Raw genomic sequence first — 12,690 nt, 5'->3', positions numbered from 1 at the left:
CGAAATGCTCGATGGCCGCGCGAGCTGCGGCGCGTGTTGTCGCGGGTGGCAGCGTTGAGATATCGGTCCAGGTCGCTCATAGGCGTCTTTTCGTACCGCTGACGGGGGAATGGCTGATGAAAATGCTTATGACACGGGATAATACGCCAATATCCCATCTCTTAAATCATGAATTTCAACGAGTTTTTAATCGTGTTACAGTATGTACATACATACTCTGTACCACAGTACTAAATCGACGGAGACCCCATGGCTCGCGGCGGCATAAACAAAGCAGTAGTGCAAACGGCACGCCTGGCGATCCTCGCCCGTGGCGAAAACCCCAGCATCGATGCGGTGCGTATCGAAATGGGTAATACCGGCTCGAAAACCACCATTCATCGCTATTTGAAAGAGCTGGACGAAAGTGAGACGCGCCAGACCATCACCCAAGCGCCGATCGACGATGAGCTTGGTGAACTGGTCGCACGCCTGTCCCAACGCCTGAAAGAGAAGGCCCAAGAGCCGATCGACCTGGCCCTGGCGCAATTCGAGCAACAAAAAGCCGCCCTGCTCGCCCAGGTAGAAACCCTGGAAGAAGCGCACACCCAACTCAAACAGCAATTTGATATCCAGGCCGCTGCCCTCGCTGAAGAAAGCGCGGCGCTGCAAACCGCCAGCACCAGCCTGCAGACCGAGCAAACCCGTAACGCCGGGCTGAGCCAGGCGTGCAGCGACTACGAGCTAAGGCTCAACGACAAAGACGAGCAGATTCGCTCACTGGAAGAAAAACACCTGCACGCCCGCGATGCGCTTGAGCATTACCGCACTGCCATCAAGGAGCAGCGTGAACAGGAACAGCGTCGCCATGAGGGCCAGTTGCAACAGGTACAGGCCGAATTGCGTCAGGCCCAGCAAAGCGTTCTGGTGCGCCAGGACGAAATCACCCAACTGCATCGCGACAACGAGCGCCTGCTGAGTGAGCAGCGAGTGACAGCCAAGGAATTGAATACGCTGCAGGAGCACGCTCGCCAGGACCAGGCGCTACAGTTGAAACTCAAGGAACAGCTCAGCCAGATCGACAGCGAGCGCACCCTGCTCCAGGAGCGCCTACGGGTTGCCGTGCTGGACAGCCAATCGCGCCAAACGTCACTGCTTGAATATCAGCAGCACAACAAGGCGCTTGAGCTGGACCTGATCAAGGCCCAGGCAAGCATCGAAGCCCTGCGCCTGGCGACCGTCGTTGCAACGGTGCCAGAGGCAGCAGAGCCAAGCTGATCAGGGCGCCACAGGCGTGCGCATGGTGACGAATTCTTCCGCCGCCGTAGGATGCACGCCGATGGTTTCATCGAAATGCTGCTTGGTCGCGCCCGCCTTGAGCGCGATCGCCAGCCCTTGCACGATCTCACCCGCATCCGGGCCGACCATGTGGCAACCCAACACTTTGTCGGTGTCGGCGTCGACCACCAGCTTCATCAGGGTCTTTTCCTGGCAATCGGTCAGGGTCAGCTTCATCGGCCGGAACCGGCTTTCAAAGATCTGCACGTTGTGGCCATTTTTGCGTGCATCCTCTTCAGTCAGGCCGACTGTGCCGATATTCGGCAGGCTGAACACCGCCGTCGCGATATTGGCGTAATCCACCGGGCGGTATTGCTCGGGCTTGAACAACCGCCGCGCCACGGCCATGCCTTCAGCCAGGGCCACCGGCGTCAGCTGCACACGACCAATCACATCGCCAATCGCCAGGATCGACGGCTCGACGGTCTGGTAGAGATCATCCACCGCGACGAAACCGCGCTCGTCCAGTTTGACCCCGGTATTTTCCAGGCCCAGGTTATCCAGCATTGGACGGCGGCCAGTGGCGTAGAACACGCAATCGGCTTCCAGCACGCGGCCATCCTTCAAAGTGGCCTTGAGGCTGCCGTCGGCCTGCTTGTCGATGCGCTCGATGTCGGCATTGAACTGCAAGTCCAGGCCGCGCTTGGTCAGCTCTTCTTGCAGGTGTTTGCGCACCGAACCGTCAAAGCCGCGCAAGAACAGATCGCCGCGATACAGCAATGACGTTTGGGCGCCCAAGCCGTGGAAGATGCCGGCGAACTCAACGGCGATATAACCACCACCCACTACCAGCACGCGCTTGGGCAGCTCTTTAAGAAAGAATGCCTCATTGGAACCAATGGCGTGCTCGCGCCCTGGAATCTCAGGGATCTGCGGCCAGCCGCCGGTGGCAATCAGGATGTGCTTGGCAGTGAAGCGCTCACCGTTGATCTCCACCTGATGGGCATCGACCAGGCGTGCATGCCCTTCATGCAGGGTCACGCCGCTGTTGACCAACAGGTTGCGATAGATACCGTTGAGGCGGTTGATCTCACGATCCTTGTTGGCGATCAGGGTCGCCCAATCAAAGTTCGCCTCACCCAGGGACCAGCCAAAGCCGCTGGCCTGTTCAAAGTCTTCGGCAAAATGCGCGCCGTACACCAACAGCTTCTTTGGCACGCAGCCGACGTTCACACAGGTGCCACCCAGGTAGCGGCTCTCGGCCACCGCCACCTTGGCGCCAAAGCCTGCGGCAAAGCGCGCCGCGCGAACACCGCCGGAACCGGCGCCAATTACATACAGGTCAAAATCGTAGGCCATTTCACTCTCCTCGGCAGGACACCAGCATACCGACTTACATGGGGCTAAAAAACGAAAAAGCCACCCGAAGGTGGCTTTCGCTTAAAACGTACCGGCAAGCGTGAATCAGTAAGCCTTGCCCGTCTTGTAGAAATGCTCGTAGCAGAAGTTGGTCGCTTCGATGTAGCCCTCAGCGCCGCCGCAGTCGAAACGCTGGCCCTTGAACTTGTAGGCAATCACGCAGCCGTCTTTGGCTTGCTTGAGCAGAGCGTCGGTGATCTGGATCTCGCCGCCCTTGCCTGGCTCGGTTTCTTCGATCAGCTTGAAGATGTCCGGCGTGAGTATGTAACGACCGATAATCGCCAGGTTCGATGGCGCGTCTTCCGGTGCTGGTTTCTCGACCATGTCGCGTACGCGGATCAGGCCATCGCCAATATCGTCGCCGGCGATAACACCGTACTTATTGGTTTCGGTCGGGTTGACTTCCATTACCGCAACGATGGTGCAACGGTATTTCTGGTAGAGCTTGACCATCTGGGTCAGCACACCGTCGCCTTCCAGGTTGACGCACAGGTCGTCCGCCAGGACCACGGCGAAGGGTTCATCACCGATCAGCGGGCGGCCGGTGAGGATGGCGTGGCCGAGGCCTTTCATCTGAGTCTGACGGGTGTAGGAGAACGAGCACTCGTCGAGCAGTTTACGGATACCGACCAGGTATTTTTCCTTGTCGGTGCCCTTGATCTGGTTTTCCAGCTCATAGCTGATGTCGAAGTGGTCTTCCAGCGCGCGCTTACCACGACCCGTGACGATGGAGATCTCGTTCAAACCGGCATCCAGTGCCTCTTCCACACCGTACTGAATCAGTGGCTTGTTCACCACTGGCAGCATTTCTTTGGGCATGGCTTTGGTCGCTGGCAAGAAGCGAGTGCCGTAACCGGCTGCTGGGAACAAGCATTTCTTGATCATATGAGTCCTTACAAAGGGCTGTGCGTACGGAATTCGGCGCAGTCTAATCAGGCCGCAGTCACCTTACAATGGGGTCCTGCTGGCGTTGCAATGTCATCATAGAGAAAAAATGTCGGCGTAAGTTCCGCTGATGCTGCATAGCGCATCACCAACGGTCGGCCAGAATCCGACTTGGCCCCTTGTTTAGAAGGGCTGCATTGGTTTTAGCACGCTTTGGCGCCCCTGGCACTGACCCGCAACAACTTGCGCCCCGCCCCGGCATTTGGCGCTATCATGGGCGCCTTGAACCAAGACCACGAGATTGCCAACAGATGTCAGAACCCAAAGGTGTAAACGGCTACCTGATCACGAAGCGAGCGGACGGCTGGCACTTGATCAATTTTCACGGTGACAGCGTTGCCGGCGTATTCGAGACCGAAAGCATGGCGATCGCCGTCGCCGAAGTGTTTGTAGATGAGGCAGGCCATGCATCGAGCAAGCGGCCGAAAACCAAGTAAGCCTCGTTGCACCGCTTTTAAAGCCCCGTTAAGCGGGGCTTTTTTGTTTGTCTGTACCTAGATGGCAGTTCGCTATAACCTTCAACAACGCCACGACAGTGTCAGCGCGCCCTTCCAATACCCTCGATGACGAACCTTTATGAAAAAAATCCTGGCACTGACCGCAGTACTGGCACTCGCCGGCTGCACCACCGCTTCCGACACCTTGCTGAAAAATGGTGAACAAGGTTTGACCATCGACTGCTCGGGTGAGGCCAATTCATGGGCCAGTTGCTACGAAAAGGCGGACGCATCCTGCGCCGGCACCGGTTACCGCATCGTTGGCACCAATGGCACGCCGGCACTCAAGGAAAGCGACAAGACCCTGGGCCAGGACGTGGGCAACTTCAAAGGCCGTAGCGTGGTGGTGGTCTGCAAGTAACGCTGCTACAGGTGCACTTCAGCGAACTTGATCCCCAGGCCACGCAGGGTTTCGATCAAGTCATCCAGGCGAGCAAATGATTCGACCTCATCCTGTTCGTCCACCAGGAAGTAGCTGCGCCCGCCGCTCTTCTTGAAAAACACGATCCACTCGCCCAGATCGGCGGGGTTCTGGATGACATGGGTGGCCGAGATCTGCCCTTCGGCATGGCGGGCTTTGACGTGTTCTCGTTTCATAACGGGCTTCCAGAAAAACAAATGCCGCTCAAACCCAGGGTTTGAGCGGCATCTTTGTAGTGAATGCCCGACAGTTTAACGGATGCAGGCCGTCCCTGCAGGGTGATGGCTTTTTTTATCGGGTTTGAGGGGTGGGCCTGTGGCTCAACCGGAAATGCACTCTTCCCCTGCCTTCTTCACGTCGCCCGGACGGATGGGCACATTGGACATGCTTTCATAAAGCTTGATGCTGCTACCGCTGGAGCGGTCTTCAATTTCAAAGATCGCCGACGGGTCTGCCGAGAACTTCTGCGGCACGATCACCTGAATGCCGTCTTTATGGGGCTCGATCTGCGGCGGCCGACGGGTCGCCTCCAATTTGCGCACCACGCACGCCGCATATTCCTGCGGCTTCTTCCCTGAGATGACCACCAATGTTGGCGGGGTCTGCTTGATATCTGCAACCGAAGCACACCCACCTATTGCCAAGGCCAGCACCAACACACTCCACTTCATACAAAAACCTCCGATAAAGACCCTACGACAGCGGGGATGGTAATTTTCTCCCACCAACGTAGGATTTATCTGTGATAACTCGGTAAATAACTGTTTTAAATTGTCGAAGTCGTCGACGACGGCCCGATAATAAACGCGCTGGGGCTGATAAACTCCATCTTAACCTACGTATCGTTCTGATTTTTCAGAAAAAGCCCTTCTGGAGACACCCCATGAAATTCATCCACCAGCGTGAGCACCTCAACGAGGGAGACATTGTCGTCATCGAATGCTCGCAGACCTGCAATATTCGCCTGATGAGCGATGCGAACTTTCGCAGCTTCAAAAATGGCGGCCGCCATACCTACCACGGCGGCGCATTTGATAAATTCCCGGCCAAGATCACCGCGCCCAGCACCGGCTTCTGGAACATCACCCTGGATGTGGTGACCCGTCGCGCCATCAGCGTGACCCGCAAGCCTGTGTTGTCCCACAAGATTCGTATCGTTCGTCGTACCAGCAGCAAGCTGAGCTGACCCGAACACCTGACAGGAAAAAAGCTGTGACCACCACAACCAAATACGTCATCAAGTACAAGCTCAACGGCGAACGCCGCTTTGAATTTGCCCAGTTGCAAAACAACAGCGTCGAAGAAGCCAAGCAAGCCTTGGCAAAAATTCATGATGCCAGCGACGAAATCACCGACATCAACGTGAGCAAGGCGCTGTAAGCCATGCCAGGCCCTACCGCCGATTTGTTTGCCGATGAGGCCCTGCAACAGCCTGCCGGGCGCGAGCAAATTGGCGAAGAGTCGTATGTACTGAGGGGCTATGCCTTGCCCTGGATCGAGCGGTTATTGCCTGAACTGCGGCGTGTCCTGGCTCAATCACCGTTTCGGCAGATGGTCACCCCCGGCGGCTTTACCATGTCGGCGGCGCTGAGCAGTTGCGGCGAGCTGGGCTGGACCACCGACGCCCGTGGCTATCGCTATAGCCCATTCGACCCGCGCAGCCAGCAACCCTGGCCCGTCATGCCCGACACATTGCGCCAACTGGCGGTGGCTGCGGCTACCGAGGCCGGCTTTGGCGGTTTTCAACCCGATGCCTGCCTGATCAACCGTTACGTACCGGGGGCGAAGATGTCCCTGCACCAGGACAAGAACGAGCGCAACTACAGCGCGCCCGTGGTCTCGGTGTCCCTGGGGCTGCCGGCGATTTTCCTGTTCGGTGGGCATGCGCGCAGCGACAAAACCCAAAAGGTCTCGCTGTTTCATGGTGATGTGGTCGTGTGGGGCGGCGTTGATCGCCTGCGCTTTCATGGCGTGATGCCGATCAAAGACGGCCTGCATTCGATCATGGGCCCGCAGCGCATCAACCTGACCTTTCGCACCGCGGGCTAATTTGACCGCAAGCTTCGGAGTGTCGATGACGAGCGGCAGGCTTAATCTGCTACTGAACCGTCAAGAGTGCAGGCCATGAACAACGAACACGATCCGCGCTGGGCTGCCATTATTGCCCGTGATGCCAAGGCTGACGCCTTGTTTGTCTACGGCGTGAAAACCACCGGCGTGTATTGCCGCCCCAGCAGCGCTTCGCGTTTGCCGCGCCCGGAGAATGTCGAGTTTTTCGACACGCCGGCGCAGGCCGAAGCCGCCGGCTATCGTCCCAGTAAACGCGCTGCCGGCGACCAGACCCAGTTGGCCGCTCACCATGGGCAATTGGTGGCCGAAGCCTGCCGGCAAATCGAACAAGCCGAAACCCCGCCTAGCCTGGACGCGCTCGCCCGATCCGCCGGGCTGAGTCCGTTTCACTTTCACCGCGTATTCAAAGCCAACACCGGGTTGACCCCCAAGGGTTACGCCAGCGCCCTGCGTTCGCGCAGAGTGCGCGACGGCCTCAAGGGCCAGCATTCGGTGACAGACACCCTGTACGACGCGGGCTTTAATTCCAATAGCCGCTTTTATGAAGCCGCCGACCAGGTGCTCGGCATGAAACCGCGAGATTACAAAGGCGGCGGCGCCAATAACACCATCCGCTTTGCCGTTGGCCAGTGCTCGCTGGGGGCGATTCTGGTGGCGCAAAGCCAACGTGGCGTGTGTGCGATTTTATTGGGTGATGATCCGGACAAACTGGTGCGCGACCTGCAAGACCAGTTTCCCAAGGCTGAGTTGATCGGCGCGGATCAGGGGTTCGAACAACTGGTGGCCCAGGTCGTTGGCTTTGTCGAGGCCCCTGCCGTGGGCCTGGATTTGCCCTTGGACCTGCGCGGCACGGCCTTTCAGGAGCGGGTGTGGCAGGCGTTGCGCGAAATCCCTGCGGGCAGCACCGCCAGCTATGCGCAGATTGCCGAGCGTATCGGCGCACCCTCCTCCTTTCGCGCCGTGGCCCAGGCGTGTGGTGCCAACCACCTGGCGGTGGCGATTCCCTGTCATCGCGTGGTGCGCAGCAATGGCGAGCTGTCGGGCTACCGCTGGGGCGTAGAGCGCAAGCGCCAGTTACTTGAGCGCGAAACCCAGTCCCACAAAAGGCCGCTCCCGTCCAGTGAATAAAACAGACTGGCCGGGTGCTGATGGCCCTGCTAAAACAGCGAAAAGCCCTACCAACGCTGGAGAAGCAACCCATGAGCACCTGGCCAGACACTCGTATTCTTGACCTGTTGGGCATTGAGGTGCCGATCATCCAGGCGCCGATGGCTGGCGCGACGACCACCGCCATGGTCATCGCCGCTCAGCAAGCCGGTGCCCTGGGCTCCATGCCTGCGGCGGCGCTGAGCCTGGAGCAGCTGCGCGAGGCCTTGGCCCTCATTCGCCAGGCCAATCATGCGCCGCTGAACGTCAACTTCTTCTGCCATCAACCGCCCGATGTCGATGACGCGCGGGATCAGGCTTGGAAGGCCTTGCTGCAACCTTACTACCATGAACTGGGCGCCGACTTTGATGCGCCAACCCCGGTGTCCAACCGTGCGCCGTTCAATGACGCAGCCTGCCAGGTGGTGGAAGCGTTTCGGCCAGAAGTGGTGAGCTTTCATTTTGGCCTGCCAGAGAAGTCTTTGCTGGACCGGGTAAAAGCCACCGGTGCCAAGGTGCTGTCATCGGCCACCACCGTCGAGGAAGCCGTGTGGCTGGAACAGCACGGCTGCGACGCGATCATCGCCATGGGCATCGAAGCGGGTGGGCACCGTGGCCTGTTTCTCAGCGATGACCTCAATAGCCAGATCGGCTTGATGGCGCTGCTGCCACAGATCGTCGACGCGGTCAGCGTGCCGGTGATTGCTGCGGGCGGAATCGCCGATGCACGCGGCATCGTTGCGGCCTTTGCCCTCGGCGCTTCGGCCGTGCAGATCGGTACAGCCTACCTGTTCACGCCCGAAGCCACTGTAAGCGCTTCCCATCACCACGCGCTGCGCCATGCCCAGGCCAGCGAAACCGCGCTGACCAACCTGTTCACCGGCCGCCCGGCGCGGGGCATCGTCAACCGGGTGATGCGTGAACTCGGCGCAATCAACCCAGCGGCGCCGGCGTTCCCCAAAGCCGGAGGCGCATTAATGCCACTCAAGGCCAAGGATGAAGCCGGTTTCAGCAACCTGTGGGCGGGCCAGGCCTTGAGGCTGGGCAAAAACCTGTCCACCTATGACCTGACCCGCGAATTGGCCGAGCACGCGATAGCCAGATTCACCCGCGACTGACATGAGCAGCAACTTGGTGCTGTACCGGCAATAGCCTACCGCTATATATTCCCATACATAGCGGTAAGCCTTTTTACCTACAACCTGCCGTACACCTTCAAGGAGTTGCTTCATGATGACCCGCGTTTCGCGCCTGGCCCCCCTGCTTGCCGCCTTTGCCTTGGGTACGGCCCATGCCGACGAAGTGCAGGTGGCCGTGGCCGCCAACTTCACTGCCCCGATCCAGGCGATTGCCGCCGACTTCGAGAAAGACACCGGCCATAAACTGGTCGCGGCCTACGGTGCCACCGGGCAGTTCTACACCCAGATCAAGAATGGCGCGCCGTTTGAAGTGTTCCTCAGCGCCGATGACACCACCGCGCAAAAACTCGAAAGCGAAGGCGCTACCGTCAAGGGTTCACGCTTCACCTACGCGGTCGGCACCCTGGCGCTGTGGTCGGCCAAAGAAGGCTATGTGGATGCCAAGGGTGATGTGCTGAAGAAAAACCAATTCAAGCACTTGTCCATCGCCAACCCCAAAACAGCGCCCTACGGCCTGGCCGCCACCCAGGTACTGGCCAGGGAAGGCTTGACTGACAAGGTCAAGGACAAGCTCGTCGAGGGCCAGAACATCACCCAGGCTTATCAGTTTGTGTCTACCGGCAACGCCGAGCTGGGTTTTGTGGCCTTGTCGCAAATCTACAAAGACGGCAAAGTCACCGGCGGTTCGGCGTGGATTGTTCCGGCCTCCCTGCATGACCCGATCAAACAGGACGCCGTGATCCTCAACAAGGGCAAGGACAGCGCCGCCGCCAAGGCCCTGGTGGACTACCTCAAAGGCCCGAAAGCGGCTGCCGTTATCAAATCCTACGGTTACGAGCTGTAAATGCCCCTGACAAGTGCTGATGTTTCTGCGATCTGGTTGACCCTCAAACTGGCCTCGTTGACCACCCTGATCCTGTTGATCATCGGCACACCGATCGCCCTGTGGCTGTCGCGCACCCGTTCCAAGTGGCGCGGCCCCATCGGCGCAGTGGTCGCACTGCCGTTGGTGTTGCCGCCAACGGTCATCGGCTTTTACTTGCTGTTGGCCATGGGGCCCAATGGGTACGTCGGCCAATTCACGCAGTGGCTGGGCCTGGGCACCCTCACCTTCAGTTTCGCCGGGCTGGTGATTGGCTCGGTGATCTACTCCATGCCCTTCGTGGTGCAGCCGTTGCAGAATGCGTTTTCTGCCATCGGCACGCGCCCGCTGGAAGTGGCCGCGACCTTGCGCGCCAACCCGTGGGATACGTTTTTCACGGTGATCCTGCCGCTGGCACGCCCTGGGTTTATCACCGCCTCGATTCTGGGCTTCGCCCATACCGTTGGTGAGTTCGGCGTGGTGCTGATGATCGGCGGCAATATCCCGGACAAGACCCGTGTCGTCTCGGTGCAAATCTACGACCACGTCGAAGCCATGGAATATGCTCAGGCCCATTGGCTGGCCGGGGCCATGGTGGTATTCGCCTTCCTCGTGTTGCTGGCGCTCTATTCCAGCCGTAAAACCAAGATGGGCTGGAGTTGATCGCGATGATGGATATACGCCTGCACCTGAAATACTCCGCCTTCGCACTGGATGTGGACCTGCAATTGCCCGGCCGTGGCGTGAGCGCGCTGTACGGACATTCCGGTTCAGGCAAGACCACCTGCCTGCGCTGCATCGCCGGTCTGGAACGCGCCGAACACGGTTTTGTGCACATCAACGACGAGGTGTGGCAAGACAGCCGCCAAGGGCTGTTTGTGCCGCCGCATAAACGCGCCCTGGGCTATGTGTTCCAAGAGGCGAGCCTGTTTCCTCACCTGTCGGTGCTCGCCAATCTGGAGTTCGGCCTCAAACGTATCCCACGCCCGCAACGGCGCGTGGACATGGCCCAGGCCACCGAACTGTTGGGTATCGGGCACTTGCTTGAGCGTCATCCGCAACACTTGTCCGGCGGCGAGCGCCAGCGCATCGGCATCGCCCGCGCCTTGCTCACCAGCCCCAAGTTGTTGTTGATGGATGAACCGCTGGCGGCCCTGGACAGCCAGCGTAAAAGCGAGATATTGCCTTACCTGGAACGCCTGCACGACGAGCTGGATATCCCGGTGCTCTACGTCAGCCATGCCCAGGACGAAGTGGCGCGACTGGCCGACCATATCGTCCTGCTCAGCGACGGCAAGGCCCTGGCCAGTGGCCCGATCGGCGAGACCCTGGCGCGCCTCGACCTGCCCTTGGCGCTGGGCGACGATGCCGGCGTGGTGATCGCCGGCAGCGTCGTTGCCTACGACGCGCACTATCAGTTGCTCACTCTGCAGTTGCCCGATTGCCCGTTGCAGATGCGCGTGGCCCATGTCCCGCTGGCGGTGGGCAACCCGCTGCGGGTCAAGGTCCAGGCGCGGGATGTAAGCCTGAGCCTGCAGGCCCAAGAACACAGCAGCATCCTCAACCGCTTGCCGGTGACCGTCACCCAGACTATCGGCGCGGACAACAGCGCCCATGTGCTGGTGCGCCTGGACGCCGGCGGCACGCCGTTACTGGCGCGCATCACGCGCTTCTCCCGCGACCAATTGCAACTGCATCCGGGCCAGACGTTGTGGGCGCAAATCAAGGCGGTGGCCGTACTGGCTTAAGCATTTGGCACGACCGCAGGGCGCTGCGGTCAATCAGACATACCGGCCTGATTTGTTGCCAAGGAACCCGCCCCATGCCTGACTCTTCGTTACCCGCCGACCTGCCTCGCGACCTGCATTATGTGGATGACACCCAGCCCGGCATCCGCCGTAAAAAAGTGCGAGGCAAATTCCAGTATCTGAACGCCAAAGGCGAGCGCATTACCGACGCGGACGAAATCAAACGCCTGAACGCCTTGGCGGTGCCACCCGCCTACACCGATGTGTGGATCTGCGCCGACCCTCGCGGCCACCTGCAAGCCACCGGCCGCGACGCCCGTGGCCGTAAGCAGTACCGTTACCACCCACGCTGGCGCGAGGTGCGCGACAGCGACAAGTACTCGCGCTTGCAGGCTTTTGGCGCCGCTTTGCCCAGGTTGCGCAAACAGCTCGAAGCACAAATTGCCGAGCCAGGGTTTACCCGCGAAAAGGTGTTGGCAACGGTGGTGATGTTGCTGGACGCCACGCTGATCCGCGTCGGTAATACCCAATATGCCCGCGAAAACAAATCCTACGGCCTGACCACCCTGCGCAACCGCCATGTGGACATCAAGGGCAGCGAGATCCAGTTCCAGTTTCGTGGCAAGAGTGGCGTGGAGCACCAAGTCAGCGTCAAGGATCGGCGCCTGGCCCGGGTGGTCAAGCGTTGCATGGAATTGCCCGGGCAAAACCTGTTCCAGTACCTGGACGAAGACGGTGAGCGGCATACCGTCAGCTCCCAGGACGTCAACGACTACCTGCACCGCCTGACCGGCGAAGACTTTACCGCCAAGGACTACCGCACCTGGGCCGGCACAGCAATGGCGCTGGCGGTGTTGCGCGAGTTGGCGTGGCAGCCCGAATCCGACGCTAAGCGGCATGTGGTGGCGATGGTCAAGGATGTCGCCCGGCAGTTGGGCAATACGCCGGCGGTGTGTCGCAAGTGCTATATCCACCCGGCGGTGCTTGAGCATTTCAGCCTCGGTGAATTGTCGAAGCTGCCCAAGCCGCGAGTGCGCAAAGGCCTGAAAGCCGAAGAAGTCGCGCTGGCAATGTTCCTGGAAAAACTGGCCGAAGACTTGCCGCACAAAGTTTAGGTGGGTTAGGCTCTGCCTCCCTTCTGACTCACGGGATGACCGCCGACGTGAACAACTAAGCCTTCCAAAAT

The 12,690-nt window shown here is 59.6% G+C and carries 16 protein-coding genes; 12 read left to right on the top strand and 4 right to left on the bottom strand.

Annotation, left to right across the window (positions count from 1 at the left end; translation table 11 throughout):
• Window positions 1–249 precede the first annotated feature (249 nt).
• On the top strand, window positions 250–1,257 hold the full coding sequence (locus JMV15_RS08170; protein ID WP_201491343.1) for a DNA-binding protein: 1,008 nt from the start codon (window positions 250–252) through the stop codon (window positions 1,255–1,257).
• Here the strand turns inward: JMV15_RS08170 and gorA are convergent, their stop codons facing one another.
• Window positions 1,258–2,616, bottom strand: coding sequence for a glutathione-disulfide reductase (gene gorA / locus JMV15_RS08165; protein ID WP_032903037.1), 1,359 nt, complete (start codon window positions 2,614–2,616; stop codon window positions 1,258–1,260). It abuts the gene before it with no gap.
• A 105-nt stretch (window positions 2,617–2,721) separates the two neighbouring features.
• On the bottom strand, window positions 2,722–3,561 hold the full coding sequence (gene galU, locus JMV15_RS08160; protein ID WP_003173830.1) for a UTP--glucose-1-phosphate uridylyltransferase GalU: 840 nt from the start codon (window positions 3,559–3,561) through the stop codon (window positions 2,722–2,724).
• A 311-nt stretch (window positions 3,562–3,872) separates the two neighbouring features.
• Between galU and JMV15_RS08155 the strand changes: the two genes are divergently transcribed.
• On the top strand, window positions 3,873–4,058 hold the full coding sequence (locus tag JMV15_RS08155) for a hypothetical protein (RefSeq protein WP_003191311.1): 186 nt from the start codon (window positions 3,873–3,875) through the stop codon (window positions 4,056–4,058).
• Between the two features lie 139 nt (window positions 4,059–4,197).
• Complete coding sequence (locus JMV15_RS08150; protein WP_003191312.1) at window positions 4,198–4,479, top strand: hypothetical protein; 282 nt, start codon at window positions 4,198–4,200, stop codon at window positions 4,477–4,479.
• 5 nt (window positions 4,480–4,484) lie between these two features.
• Here the strand turns inward: JMV15_RS08150 and JMV15_RS08145 are convergent, their stop codons facing one another.
• Window positions 4,485–4,715, bottom strand: coding sequence for a hypothetical protein (locus JMV15_RS08145; protein ID WP_003191314.1), 231 nt, complete (start codon window positions 4,713–4,715; stop codon window positions 4,485–4,487).
• 144 nt (window positions 4,716–4,859) lie between these two features.
• The gene (locus tag JMV15_RS08140; RefSeq protein WP_003191317.1) at window positions 4,860–5,210 is read right to left on the bottom strand and encodes a hypothetical protein; all 351 of its coding nucleotides are present in this window, start codon (window positions 5,208–5,210) and stop codon (window positions 4,860–4,862) included.
• Window positions 5,211–5,422: 212 nt separating this feature from the next.
• Between JMV15_RS08140 and JMV15_RS08135 the strand changes: the two genes are divergently transcribed.
• The 9 genes from JMV15_RS08135 to JMV15_RS08095 all read left to right on the top strand — a co-directional run bounded on the left by JMV15_RS08135 (window position 5,423) and on the right by JMV15_RS08095 (window position 12,619).
• Window positions 5,423–5,725 (top strand): DUF1883 domain-containing protein, encoded by a 303-nt coding sequence (locus JMV15_RS08135; protein WP_201491342.1) that lies wholly within the window; start codon window positions 5,423–5,425, stop codon window positions 5,723–5,725.
• Window positions 5,726–5,751: 26 nt separating this feature from the next.
• Entirely contained in the window at window positions 5,752–5,919 is a 168-nt protein-coding gene (locus JMV15_RS08130; protein ID WP_014718516.1) for a hypothetical protein, read from the top strand.
• 3 nt (window positions 5,920–5,922) lie between these two features.
• Window positions 5,923–6,588 (top strand): DNA oxidative demethylase AlkB, encoded by a 666-nt coding sequence (gene alkB, locus JMV15_RS08125; protein ID WP_201491341.1) that lies wholly within the window; start codon window positions 5,923–5,925, stop codon window positions 6,586–6,588.
• A 75-nt stretch (window positions 6,589–6,663) separates the two neighbouring features.
• A complete protein-coding gene (gene ada / locus JMV15_RS08120) occupies window positions 6,664–7,737 on the top strand; it encodes a bifunctional DNA-binding transcriptional regulator/O6-methylguanine-DNA methyltransferase Ada (RefSeq protein WP_200599159.1) in 1,074 nt (357 codons plus the stop codon).
• Window positions 7,738–7,808: 71 nt separating this feature from the next.
• Window positions 7,809–8,873: an NAD(P)H-dependent flavin oxidoreductase gene (locus JMV15_RS08115; RefSeq protein WP_201491340.1), complete on the top strand. Its 1,065-nt coding sequence runs from the start codon at window positions 7,809–7,811 to the stop codon at window positions 8,871–8,873.
• A gap of 112 nt (window positions 8,874–8,985) precedes the next feature.
• The gene (gene modA / locus JMV15_RS08110; RefSeq protein ID WP_014718520.1) at window positions 8,986–9,738 is read left to right on the top strand and encodes a molybdate ABC transporter substrate-binding protein; all 753 of its coding nucleotides are present in this window, start codon (window positions 8,986–8,988) and stop codon (window positions 9,736–9,738) included.
• Complete coding sequence (gene modB / locus JMV15_RS08105; RefSeq protein ID WP_072434594.1) at window positions 9,739–10,419, top strand: molybdate ABC transporter permease subunit; 681 nt, start codon at window positions 9,739–9,741, stop codon at window positions 10,417–10,419.
• A gap of 5 nt (window positions 10,420–10,424) precedes the next feature.
• A complete protein-coding gene (modC, locus tag JMV15_RS08100; protein WP_201491339.1) occupies window positions 10,425–11,504 on the top strand; it encodes a molybdenum ABC transporter ATP-binding protein in 1,080 nt (359 codons plus the stop codon).
• Between the two features lie 74 nt (window positions 11,505–11,578).
• Entirely contained in the window at window positions 11,579–12,619 is a 1,041-nt protein-coding gene (locus JMV15_RS08095) for a DNA topoisomerase IB (protein WP_072434596.1), read from the top strand.
• The last annotated feature ends 71 nt before the right edge of the window (window positions 12,620–12,690 follow it).

The sequence above is a fragment of the Pseudomonas paracarnis genome (assembly GCF_904063055.1).
GTDB classification, from domain to species: Bacteria; Pseudomonadota; Gammaproteobacteria; order Pseudomonadales; family Pseudomonadaceae; genus Aquipseudomonas; species Aquipseudomonas paracarnis.
The sequence above is the reverse complement of the archived record's forward strand: the minus strand, read 5'-3'. Positions and strand labels throughout refer to the sequence as shown.